Origin of the sequence: Algoriphagus sp. Y33, assembly GCF_014838715.1 — a bacterium.
Classification (GTDB): Bacteria; Bacteroidota; Bacteroidia; order Cytophagales; family Cyclobacteriaceae; genus Algoriphagus.
In genome coordinates this window covers 2169878-2182125 of record NZ_CP061947.1, presented here as the reverse complement: position 1 = coordinate 2182125, position 12248 = coordinate 2169878, and the positions used below count along the sequence as shown (strand labels likewise).

At 42.1% G+C, this 12248-nt stretch carries 11 protein-coding genes; 7 read left to right on the top strand and 4 right to left on the bottom strand.

All coding sequences use genetic code 11. The features are described from left to right. Nucleotides 1–2: 2 nt before the first annotated feature. Nucleotides 3–713, bottom strand: a complete 711-nt coding sequence (locus ID165_RS08860) for a hypothetical protein (RefSeq protein WP_225587047.1) — start codon at nt 711–713, stop codon at nt 3–5. 48 nt (nt 714–761) lie between these two features. Here ID165_RS08860 and ID165_RS08855 point away from each other — a divergent pair, with 48 nt between their 5' ends. After that, entirely contained in the window at nt 762–1289 is a 528-nt protein-coding gene (locus ID165_RS08855; RefSeq protein WP_192349989.1) for a HEAT repeat domain-containing protein, read from the top strand. A gap of 18 nt (nt 1290–1307) precedes the next feature. Here ID165_RS08855 and hrpB read toward each other — a convergent pair whose 3' ends face one another. Further along, nucleotides 1308–3794: an ATP-dependent helicase HrpB gene (hrpB, locus tag ID165_RS08850; protein ID WP_192349988.1), complete on the bottom strand. Its 2487-nt coding sequence runs from the start codon at nt 3792–3794 to the stop codon at nt 1308–1310. Between the two features lie 313 nt (nt 3795–4107). Here hrpB and ID165_RS08845 point away from each other — a divergent pair, with 313 nt between their 5' ends. Next, complete coding sequence (locus tag ID165_RS08845) at nt 4108–4536, top strand: DUF1330 domain-containing protein (protein ID WP_192349987.1); 429 nt, start codon at nt 4108–4110, stop codon at nt 4534–4536. A gap of 85 nt (nt 4537–4621) precedes the next feature. Here ID165_RS08845 and ID165_RS08840 read toward each other — a convergent pair whose 3' ends face one another. After that, nucleotides 4622–5452 carry an alpha/beta hydrolase gene (locus ID165_RS08840; RefSeq protein WP_192349986.1) on the bottom strand — a complete coding sequence of 277 codons (831 nt, stop codon included), beginning with the start codon at nt 5450–5452 and terminating at the stop codon, nt 4622–4624. A 109-nt stretch (nt 5453–5561) separates the two neighbouring features. Here ID165_RS08840 and ID165_RS08835 point away from each other — a divergent pair, with 109 nt between their 5' ends. From ID165_RS08835 to ID165_RS08815, 5 genes are all read left to right on the top strand, one after another. Further along, nucleotides 5562–6104 carry a Crp/Fnr family transcriptional regulator gene (locus ID165_RS08835; RefSeq protein ID WP_192349985.1) on the top strand — a complete coding sequence of 181 codons (543 nt, stop codon included), beginning with the start codon at nt 5562–5564 and terminating at the stop codon, nt 6102–6104. A gap of 82 nt (nt 6105–6186) precedes the next feature. Beyond that, nucleotides 6187–6780, top strand: a complete 594-nt coding sequence (locus tag ID165_RS08830; protein ID WP_192349984.1) for an NAD(P)H-dependent oxidoreductase — start codon at nt 6187–6189, stop codon at nt 6778–6780. Between the two features lie 175 nt (nt 6781–6955). Continuing rightward, complete coding sequence (locus ID165_RS08825) at nt 6956–8014, top strand: succinylglutamate desuccinylase/aspartoacylase family protein (protein ID WP_192349983.1); 1059 nt, start codon at nt 6956–6958, stop codon at nt 8012–8014. A gap of 269 nt (nt 8015–8283) precedes the next feature. Continuing rightward, nucleotides 8284–8622, top strand: a complete 339-nt coding sequence (locus ID165_RS08820) for a PadR family transcriptional regulator (protein ID WP_192349982.1) — start codon at nt 8284–8286, stop codon at nt 8620–8622. A 6-nt stretch (nt 8623–8628) separates the two neighbouring features. Further along, nucleotides 8629–11250 carry an ABC transporter permease gene (locus ID165_RS08815; RefSeq protein WP_192349981.1) on the top strand — a complete coding sequence of 874 codons (2622 nt, stop codon included), beginning with the start codon at nt 8629–8631 and terminating at the stop codon, nt 11248–11250. Between the two features lie 170 nt (nt 11251–11420). Here the strand turns inward: ID165_RS08815 and ID165_RS08810 are convergent, their stop codons facing one another. Then, nucleotides 11421–12248, bottom strand: coding sequence for an SDR family NAD(P)-dependent oxidoreductase (locus ID165_RS08810; RefSeq protein WP_225587046.1), 828 nt, complete (start codon nt 12246–12248; stop codon nt 11421–11423).

The window sequence follows — 12248 nt, the reverse complement described above, 5'->3', positions numbered from 1 at the left end:
TCTCACCAATCTTCCTCCTCATCAACACGCTCCGAAGCATCAGCCTTCATAGAGCCAAAGACCGCCAGTCCACTTTCAGAAATCGTCAAATGAATCCCGTTCAACTTCCTATGGATTGATTGTAGGGTTTGGAAATCAGGCTGCTGCACATGAAAAGGAATACTGATCAGGTTATCGGCATTTTTGGAAAATGGGGGAGGAGTGTCGCTTCCGAAGAAATAGGGCCAGAGCGTTTTGCCACAGCTGATTCCCCAGGTGGTAACAGGAAAATTCTCATCATACTGCTGAAGACGCTCATTGATCTCCACAAAAAACTGTTCGGATTCTCCAAGCCTCAATCTGGAACCGGCTCTGGATTTTCCTTTGGTTTTAAGGTATTTGATCTGACTTTTTCCCTGTTTTTGCCTTACCATATAAGCCCGGAAAACTTTATGATCCAGCATAACTCCATTATGAAAATAGCCCGCTACAGCGATTCCTGCCCGGATCATTACCAATCCCAAATGGAAATCATCTTTTACAGAAAGTAACCCTAAGGCACTTGGTGTAGTATTCCAGGGAAGAGAAACCTTGGCAAGCCAGGAATCTGAATCAGAAATTACCCACTGATGCTTGGCTTTATCAAATGCTCCCTGCAGCTGCATCTTGTCAGATATATCCAATATCAACTGGTACTTTTCTGGAGTAATTAACTTTGCGTTGCCGGAAATCATAGCGGGGGAGGCTTTTCAATTATATTTGCACAAATAAACCGAAAAATCATGGAGGATGAAATCCAAGGCTTGATCAAGCGAATGTCTGACCCAAGTGAAAAAGAAGCTTTTTATTTTGCGGATAAACTGGGCAAAATTCTGGATGAAGCTGGAAGAGATACCGTAATTGAGCTGGTAAAAGGAGATAACTGGGAGGTCGGCTACTTGGCCTGTAGAGCACTTTCTCAGTCTACCTTCAATGAAGAATCCCTTGATGCCATTTTTGATGCGATCAATGACAAGAAGAACAGAGCTCACCAAGGAGCATTTGTTCAGATTTTGGAGGAGTTTGACTTGAGTCTGCGTTTTGTGGATATTTTCAGGGTATTTCTCTTCGGTAATTTCAAAGCACAAACCCTTGCCAAGATGTATTTAGATGAGGTGGAATTTGATATGACACCCCGTACGCTTCGCAAAGCTGAGAAGCACTGGAACCACTACCTGCACAATCCAGAGGATGAAGGAAGCTTGGAATTGAAAAAATTGGAAGTAGAGCCAATTCTGAAAGAGATCCGACAATTATTTGCCGAAGAATAACATACAAAATCAAAGGCTTCAAAACTTCCTCTTAACTCCTCTAACAGCTTCTGCACCGATAGGATCTTCTGGCCATTCGTGCTTGGGATAGCGTCTTTTCAGCTCTTTCTTTACTTCGAAATAACCATTCTTCCAGAAGCTTTTCAGATCCTGCGTAAGCTGCACGGGTTTGTACCCGGGAGAAAGCAGCTCAATCAGTACATTTACACTTCCATTATTCACAGTGAGTGTTTCCAGCAAACCAAACAACTCCTGCAATCTTACGGCAAGCAGCGGAATGTCCTCTTTTCTATACTCAAGTTTGATCTTGCTTCCAGAAGGAACTTCTATGTACTGAGGAGCAAGTCTTTCCAATTCCTTTTGTTGCTCAAAATCAAGTGAGTGCAAAAGAATATGACTGATGTTCAATTTTTTTAAATCATCATTCTTTTGGATTCCTTCCAAGTATGGAGCTATCCACATTTCAGGTTTCTCACAAAGTGTGGCGATCGACCATTCAGGCCAGTTCTGATCTGGATTCCATCTTTTTAGTGATTCTACCCGCAAAATCAACTGCTCCACCTCCTCATTGAAATCAAGCAAATATTCACCTTCCTCACGTATGGCTTCCAAAATCGCTTCCGTCACATCTCCCGGCTGATACTTTGCCAAAGGCCTGGTACCAAGGATAATGGATCCAATCCTAATCTCAGAATGGGCCTGAAGCCCACCTTTTTTTCTATCCCATTTCAATACCTCTTTAGTCTTCAGCATGGGAGCCAAATCCTTTGGATTTATCGGAGCTGCCATCCATATTTTTCCCATTCCATCCCGGGCATCCACATGAGCCACGGCCAGCCATGATTCGTGGGCGAGATCATCTTTGTGACCAATCTGAGCTATTTTTCCGTTGGCCAATTGGAACTGGGCATTATTTCCGGGTCTTGCAGCTGCGATCCGTTCGGGATATGCATAGGCTAGGAGCAGCCCTGTCTGCCAGGGATCAACCGGACTCTTATCAGCCTGAATGGAAAACATCCTGCGGTAGGATGCGGCTATCTTTTCGATTTTCTTGATTCGGGGAATGCTCACATCGTGCTTTCTATATCTCCGCAGTGCTTCAATCCTCAAGTTCAAATCCACACCGGCATCAGGACCCAATGGATCACGTTCATCCAAAATGGCTGCTATATCGGTTGCCAAACCCAGTTGATCAATTTCTGCTGCATTTATTAGCATATGCGCGATGCGCGGATGCGTAGGTAACTGGTGTACCTCTTTTCCATGCGGCGTCAGTTCTCCATCCACGATAGCCTCTATGGATTCCAAAGTCTTTTCTGCCAAAGCCAAGGTTCCTGCCGGAGGAGGAGTAAGCCAAGTCATGGAGCGGATATCCTGCTTGCCCCAGGCCTTCATATCCAGTACCAGTCCTGTGAGATCAGCTTCCATCAGTTCCGGCGTACGGTATTCATTGAGTTGGTTTTGAATGGCTTTAGTCCACAGTCTATAGCTATGACCTGCGGTCAATCTTCCCGCTCTACCACTACGCTGATCCGCAGAGTCCTTGCTGATTCTATGCAACACTAGTCTTGAGAGCCCTGATCTGGGATCGAACTTGGATGATTTGGCGAAGCCTGAATCCACCACCACGGTCACTCCTTCGATGGTCAGGGATGTTTCCGCTATATCAGTGGAAAGCACAATCTTTCTTTTCCCCGAAGGATGCGGCATGATCGCTCTATTCTGATCTCCTGGTGAGAGCTGTCCATAGAGAGGCAGAACCAGATCGTCCGGTAATGCCTTTCTCATAATTTCCTGTGCTTTCCGAATCTCTCCCTGTCCGGGAAGGAAAACCAGAAAATCACCGGTATGAACCTTGGTCAATGGAATAATCTGCCTCGCTGCATCTTCTCCTATGGCATATTCATCCACCTCGTTCATGTAATTCACTTCCACTGGATACTGCCGGCCTTTGCTTTCGATCAAGGTTGATTTAAGCAAACCAGAAAGCACTCCGGCATCTATCGTGGCAGACATAAGCAGGATCCGCAGGTCAGGTCTTAGCACTTGCTGCACTTCACGGCATAGAGCCAGCGCAACTTCAGAATGAAGATTTCGCTCATGAAATTCATCAAAAATCACCAATCCCACGTCTTCCAGCGCATTGTCTGAGTGAAGCATGCGCGTCAAAATCCCTTCTGTGATCACTTCCAGTCTTGTGTTCTTAGAAATAGCCGATTCAAAGCGGATTCTATAGCCGATCAGATCACCCAACTTGGTATCCGTCATAGACGCCATTCGCTGCGCAATGGTCTTGGTTGCCAATCTCCTAGGCTCCAGCATAATGATCTTCTTGCCCGCCAGCCAGGGTTGATCCAGCAGCGTGAGGGGAAGCAAGGTGCTTTTTCCGGCACCCGGAGGAGCCTGGATAATCAAAGAATTGGCTTTGGAAAGCCGGGATTTAACTTGAGGAATTATCTCCGCTACCGGGAGGTCAAAGGAAAGGGGATCGAAATCTTGAAGCATGGGATGCAAAAATAGGATTTCTTGGGTAGAAAGGGAATTGTGGGAGTTTTTACGTCACTGCGAATGGTGAGGTACGAACCTGAAGCAGTCTCTTGTTGAATAGAAAGTCTATAATGGGGATTTACGAATGACGAGCTTCGGGATCCGGTAGTAGGGACTGGCTATTAGAAGTTTAAATTTTTCAATTTCTTGAGAAAACTCTCATAACTAGTTTGCAGCCATCTACGAAATTTTTAATTTGGATACAGGAGAAAGCCCAATACAGATAGAGGCCATAAACGCCATAGGTTAATCAAACGAAAAGTATCCCGATATGAGTAAATACATTGACGCAAGCCAGGAAGCAGGAAAAAGATTCTACCAAAACTTCCACGATAAAGGGAAAGTAGTAATGCTAAATTTATTGAGGTTTAGAAGAATTGCCGATTATACAAACTTGGAAAGAATAAAACCTACTGATGAAATCAGCGGAGAAGAAGCATATCAATTGTATATGGCCGGCATCTTGCCTGAATTGGAAAAAGCGGGAAGTCAAATCATATATTACGGAAAGTCCAAAAATTTTCTAATTGGACCTGATTTCGAAGCATGGGACGCTATATTATTGGTGGAACACGAATCTGTTTCAAAGTTTATGGAATTTGCCCAACAACAAGACTATCTGAAAAATGTAGGACACCGGACTGCTGCATTAGAGGATTCAAGACTATTACCGAGTAATGAAATAAAGAATTATACTTAGAATGGGCATTTTAAAAAAGCAGAAAAGCTAACTTTTAGAAAATTTAGAATGTCACCAAATTAATTTCAACTACTTCGATAATGGCTCAAATATTTTGCAAAAACCGATCAAGCTGCTCCATATACCATCCGCCAAATCCCTTGTTTTCATGGTCGACCTGAAATCCGGCCAGGTGTTTTCCGGAAAATTGGACAATTTGGCATTTTTCACCTAGTTTAGCCTGAAGCGCTAATGCATCGCCATGGGTGGTGATTGTATCGTCGGAAGCTGTCAAAATCAGGAGCGGAACGTCAATGGACTGAATAGCTGTTTCGTAAAGTACGGAGTTCTCGGGAAGAAGGATTTGTTTATCCAGTCCTTTATAGCGATCCACAATTGTGGAAGTATCCGTCACAAATCCTTCTCCAATTATAAAATCAATTTTATCCTTTATCTCAGGATATGCTCTGGAAGCAATAGTGGTTCCCATCGACATTCCCCAAATCCCAATTTTCTTATCCTTGAATTTCTCCGCCATGGTATTTACCACCGCTTTCAGATCTAAGGCAAATTCCGTGGAGTAAAGGTATTCCCGCTGAATTTCAAAATCTTCACTTTTTCCAAATCCCCTGTAATCAAACGTAACCACCGTATACCCTTCATTGGCAAGAATAGCTGAGTGATAAACAAAATAGGACATATTTCCGGCATCAGGATAAGCCAGGATTAGGACAGTGTCTTTATCATTTTCTTTATCCGCTTCATAGATCCATGAAATCAACTTAACCTGATCTTCCGTCCTGATTTCCAATTGTTCGTACTTCCAGTCAACTGAGTCCGGAGTCAAGATGTATTCCCTATCAGGATTTATGGAATAAGCCGGATTGAATAAGCCCAGATAGACTAAAAGAACTAATGAAAATGTAGTTTTTTTCATTAAGTTAAAGTAGAGCATAAATCAAAATTATACAAGGGATCAGGTTCGCTTATTTCCAATTTTTAGAGAATCAGAACATCCATGGTTTTTACTTAAATTTAAAGTGTATATGAAAGAGACGATATCAAGTGAAAAACCATGGTGGGAGCAGTTTAGTCATTTTTTCACACCCCAAGAAATACCTGCCAAAACGACTTTGCTGCAGGAAGGTCAGGTGTCCAAAACAGCTTATTTTATTGAAAAAGGTTGTCTCAGGCTTTCGTTCAACAACAATGGGAAAGATATTACTTTTCAGTTTTTCTTTGAAGGGGAAATTGTGTCTTCTATCGAGAGTTTTAGGGGGAATCAACCCAGCTTGTTTAGTCTGGAAAGCATAGAGCCATCTGTGGTTAGAAGTGTTTCCAAAATTGACATGGAGTCTATTTTTGTGACTTCTCCTGAGATAAAGAGTGCGATTGAGGAGCAGACATTTCAGCGCTTGATTTTTTACCAGAAACTATTTCTTTCCCGCATTAAGGATAACCCGGAAAAAAGGTACAATGAGTTGTTGACAGAATATCCCCAAATCTTGCAGCGAGTCCCACAGCACTACATTGCATCCTATCTGGGAATCACGCCCGTCTCTTTGAGCCGAATCAGAAATAGACGCTAGTTTTTCTTTCTTATCTTTTGTTATCGTCCTCCTATTTTAGCGTGCGGACATTTGTGGTGTACATTAAAAATAACACTACAGCATGAAAGTAGCTATCGTATTCAATCACCCTTACGAGGGTAGTTTTTGTAATGCAATCTTAAATTCAGTGATGACAGGCCTTAGGCTGTCAAACCACGAAGTAGACTTGATTCATCTTGACAAGGATAATTTTAATCCTGTCATGAGCTCGGCAGACCTGAAAGCCTTTCGGGACAAAAAGCCTGTGGATCCTATGGTTCTGGAATATAAAACCCGTCTTGAGCAAGTAGATCATCTGATCTTCATTTTTCCGATCTGGTGGGAATTGATGCCGGCGATGACAAAGGGCTTTATCGATAAAGTGATCTTCCCCGGAGTGGCATACGATTATGTCAATGACAGCAGCACCAAAATGAAACCTCTTTGGAACAAGGTCAAGGGAGTCACGATGATCACTACTATGAATACGCCTGGATTTCTGTATTGGGGGATTTTTGGCAATGCCATCCAAAAAGCTTTAATGAGGGGCACTTTTTGGAAGTTGGGCTATAAGAACCGCAAATGGATCAGTTTTAATATGGTGAAAATGGTGCCCTCAGAAAAGAGAATCAAGTGGCTTAATAACATTCAAGACAGGTTTATGAGTCTGAAATAAGTAATTGCCAGAAGTAGAACTAAAGCAATCAAGTAATATGAGACCTGAAGGGGACTAAGTTGTAATAAAGACGCTATATTTGCAACTTTATTGCGGTTAACGAAGCTAATACTCAATTGTGGTGTCCGAAAGGGAAGGGTTAACTGATCTTAAAATCAATGAAATCAAATCAGAAATGAAGAGACAAATCAGTTTGATCATCAGCTTGGTGATCATGTCAGGATACGCTGCTGCCCAGTCTTCCTTTATATTTCAAAATAAGGAAATTAAAGCAGGTACCAAGGAACATTTTAGTATACCGATTGTGAATGGGCAGGATTCTACATTTATTCCTATTTCGGTATTTAATGGCGTAGAGGACGGCGAGACCTTGGGAATCACCGCCGGAGTTCACGGCTATGAGTATGCTCCGATTATGGGTGCGCAGAAGTTGATCCATTCGATCAATCCACAGAAATTAAAAGGCGTAGTCATTCTGGTTCAAGTGGCAGGCGTAGAAAGCTTCTTGGGAAGATCTCCCTACATCAGTCCGGTGGATGGAAGGAACTTAAACAGAACATTTCCCGGTGAAGAAAATGGAACGACTACGGAAAGAGTGGCCAATTTTATCTCAGAACATATCATATCCAGAGCAGATTACTTCCTTGATATGCACTCGGGAGATGCGCCTGAAGATCTGATGAAATACGGAGCATACTATAGCAACAGTGATATGCCGGAGATTTCTGCCAAAGGAAAAGAGATGGCCCTTTCCTTGGGTTTTGACCATGTGGTGGTATTCAATACGGATGGGAAGGATTATATGAAAGCCGATATGCCAAGCTTGTATTGTACGGCAGAAGCTTTCAAACGGGGAATACCTTCTATAGATATTGAGTGTGGTCGATTGGGAATCATGGAACAGGACGCAGTGGATAAGGTAACCGGGAGTGTATTGAACTTGCTGGATTATTTAGGCTTCCTTCCGCTAGATGCAAAAAGAGTAGAAGTAGAGTCGCCTATCCTAATTTCCAATAGGATCTATTCCGCCTCCAACTTTGACGGCATATTCTATCCTGCCAAAAAAGCGGGGGATTATGTGATAAAGGGGATGAAGCTAGGTCATGTGACCGATTATTTTGGTGTGATTCTTCAGACTATCTATGCAGAAGAAGACGGATTGTTACTTATGATTATTTCTACTCCACCGGTCAACAAAGGCGAGGATGTGACAGTGATTGCCAAAGTGGATTAGCCGCAAGTAACGTTTCATTTTTACTTGTTTTTAGAGGCTGTAGCATATTGGGTACAACGGCTTGTTTCATCTCCCTTTATCCGATCGTTTTTTGAAAAGAACAGCAGGAAGAAGCTGAAATCCTTAGGTACCTTTGTTCCAAAATCGAACAAAATCGTACACTTCTGATTAATCTTAAGCGTTGAAAAAGCCCTGGAATTGCTATATGAAGCGATTTTTTAGCCCGGCATAATTTTTTAATACTACAATTAGGAATTAATTGTTTTGCCATGAAGAAATATCAACTGGGGGAATTTGAGGAGGTCGTAATGCTGACAGTAGGCGTGCTGTTTGACGAGGCTTATGGAGTGTCAGTAAAATCTGAAATTGAATCAAGACTGGAACGGAGCGTCAGCGTAGGCGCATTGCAAACTGCGCTTAAACGCTTAGAGGAGAAAGGGTACTTGAAATCTAGAGAAGGCGAGAGCACGAATGAACGGGCAGGCAGGCCCAAAAAATATTTCCAAATCACTGCTTTGGGAAAGGAAGCCATGCAGTATACCCGGCAGACCAGGGAGGATCTCTGGAAAGCCATTCCTGAGGTTGCATGGAATCTAAAGATGAGCTAAAAGGCGATGGGAAACAAAGAAATACAACCGCCGGGATTAGCTCAGCGCTTTTTTAGATGGTTTTGTGATAAAGACCTTTTGCCTTCCATAGAAGGGGACTTATTTGAACTATATCGTGAGCGGCTTCTGAAAGAAGGCAAGTTTAAAGCTGACTTACATTTTATCAGGGATGTGCTATTGCTCTTCCGACCCGGAATTATTGGAATCAAAAACAAAGAATACAAGACTAACTACATTGACATGTTTCGAAATAATTTTAAAATAGCCAGAAGGACACTTTGGAAAAATAAGTCCGCCACAATCATCAATATGCTGGGTCTTATAGTGGGGATAACTTCGTGCATGCTGATCGCGCTCTTCATCCAACATGAAATGAGTTACGATACCTTTCAGCCCAATGCTGAAAGGATAGGTAGGGTGATTATGGAATATTCATTTGACGGCGGAGAAGAAAGCTCAAAAGGAACATTCACCAGTACCAAGGTGGCTCCGTATTTTTCCAGAACTTTTCCCGAGGTGGAAAAAGGAATACGCATGACTCAAACTTCTGCAATTTTGCAACTTGAGGGAAGCCCCGTTACAGAATCCGGTTTCATGTATGCGGACTCCACTTTTTTCGATGCCTTTGCTTACAATATGATCCATGGGAATTCAAAAACTGCCTTGAATGGCCCAAAGAAAGTTGTTTTGACTGAAAGCATGGCCAAAAAGTATTTTGGAGAATCTGATCCGGTAGGTCAGGCTCTAGAGGTAGGGGATAATAAAACAGTCTATGAAGTGACAGGGGTGATGGAAGACTACCCGTACAATTCCCAGTTTCGATTTGACTTTTTGGCATCTTTCTCGTCTCTGGGAGTGAATCAGGAGGAATCTTACTGGAATGCCAATTATACTACTTATTTTCTTTTACAGGATAAAAATTCCTTTGCAAGTATGGCAGAGAAGTTGCCTCCATTTATGGCAAAGGAATCGGCTGGTTTTGGAGCGGATATCAACTTTACTTTAGAGCATTTTAGCCGAGTACATCTGTATTCTCCCTATTCGGATTTTGTGGCCAATACCAATATCAAATACCTCTACATGCTTGCAGGAATTGCGTTGCTGATCTTGGTGATCGTTTGTTTTACCTACATCAATTTAAGCACCGCAAGATCTGTGGAGCGGGCAAAAGAGGTGGGAATCCGCAAAGTCTCAGGAGCCGGCCAATCCCAACTTTTCTGGCAGTTTATCGGAGAGTCATTTCTATTATGCGGCCTGTCTGTGGTGGTCAGTTTTATATTGGTTTACCTATTACTGCCAGGCTTCAATAATCTCATTGATCGAGAATTAATACTTGGAGACTTGATGTCGCCCACATTTTTGACTTTTATACTGGGGCTTACCTTGGGATTGAGCGTGATTGCGGGTGCTTACCCCGCGATTATTTTGTCCAAATTCCAGCCCATGAAGGTTTTGAAAGGAGTATTCAAAAATACGTCATCGGCAAAGTGGCTGCAGCAGTCGCTTACGGTCTTCCAATTTGGAATTTCAGTTTTTCTGATCATTGCCACATTGGTAATACAAGGCCAACTCAACTATATCCAAAGTAGGGATTTGGGATACGACAGAGCACATATTGTTTCTTTGCCGATAGGCTGGAATACCGATTTTCAGAAAATCAACACACTGAAAAAAGAGTTAAAAGCCAGTTCACAGATCATTGAAGTTTCCAGAGCTGCTTCCAGTCCCGTAAATATCAGTAGTGGATACAGCATGAACTTACCGACCAGGCCCGAAAATGAAGTAATCTCCGTCAATGCCAATCCGGTAGATGAAAACTTCATAGCGGTGACAGGACTGGAAGTGATTGCAGGATCGAATTTTACCGAACAGCATATCCGGCAGACGGAAATAGAACCATGGGAAAAAAAGGAATTCCATTACATCATGACCGAAAGTGCAGCGGGTAAATTCGGATGGAGTCCGGAAGAGGCCATTGGTAAGGAAATGATCCTAAACGAACAGGGAACAGTAGTGGGTGTGGTCAAGGATTTTCATTTCCAATCCTTAAGAAATGATCTTCAACCTCTGGTATTGTTTTCAGCCTCTTGGGGAGGTAGATTGTTGGTAAAAATCAATGGGGAAAATATGCATGAATCTTTAGGTTTCATTGAGAAAACCTGGGAGAAAATCCTGCCTGAACGACCATATACTTACCGTTTTCTCGATGAGGATTATAACCGCATGTATCAGTCTGAAATGCAGCTGGGCAAGTTGATGAACCTGTTTTCCACCTGTGCTATTGTTTTGGCCTGTCTGGGCTTGTTTGGATTGTCCTCTTATATGATTCAGCAGCGATTAAAGGAAATCAGCATCCGAAAAGTCTTGGGAGCTTCGACTTTTCAGGTTCTCAATATACTTTCAGGAAATTTTGTTCGTCTGATTTTGTTCGCTATAGTACTTGCATCGCCGATTGCTTATTACGTAATGAGTAGCTGGTTGGATGATTTTGCTTTTCATATCTCCGCTCCCTGGTGGGCGGTAATGTTAGCTGCTATTCTGACGCTGGCAATTGGGCTGATAACCTCGGGAATCCATGGGTTAAAAGCAGCTTTAAGCAACCCTGTAACTAGTTTGAAGAGTGAATGATAAAGTAATCTTTATTTAAATCGAGATTACACTGAAAAACCCAAGAGCTCAAACTGTAGGTAAAGGCTATAGAACCTTTACCTACTTAGGAGTGCAATCCTGTTTTTCCATGGAGGATTAAACTTATATCCCTACTAACTAAATGATATAACCGTCTATCTTAAAGTCTGTTATATTCTATATCCTCCGGAGACTTCTATTCGTTGCGCATTAATCCATTTGGAATCATCAGAACAAAGGAATGCAACCACACTTCCAATATCATCCGGCAAACCAACTCTTCCCAAAGCTGCTTCGGAAGCTAAGTATTTATTTACATCTGACATATCACGAACAACACCGCCATCAAAATCAGTTTCAATTGCACCCGGGGCAAGTGCATTGACTCTTATTTTTCTATTTCCCAGTTCCAAAGCCTGGTATCTTGATAGTGCATCGATCGCCGCCTTCATAGCGCCATAAGCAGAGTACCCGGGAGATGAGAATCTTGCCAAACCCGAAGAAATATTCACGATACTGCTTCCGTCATTTAATAATGGCAATAGTTTCTGCGTTAAGAAATAAGGTCCTTTGAAATGAATATTTGTCATTAAATCGACGATTTCTTCCGTCATCGTTTCAAAGCTCTGGTTTATTCCTATACCTGCGTTGTTTACGAGTGCATCCAGTTTTGCAGAAGAAAATTGTGTATCCAAAGTATTTTTCACTTCCGTTGTGAATTGATCAAAACCAGCCGTTGTTGAGATATCAAGAGATAATGCAAATGCTTTTTGTCCAATACTTTCAATTTCCTTTACCACCTCATCTGCAAATTCTTTCTTTGTTTGATAAGTAAGGATGATATCAAACCCTTTTTTTGCCAGTTGCAAAACTGAATCTTTACCCAATCCTCGGCTTGCGCCTGTTACTAATGCTATTTTACTTGTCATTTTTATTGTTTTATTTATTATAGAGTTTAAAATAGAATATTTATATAAATCAAAAAAATCAATAACCAT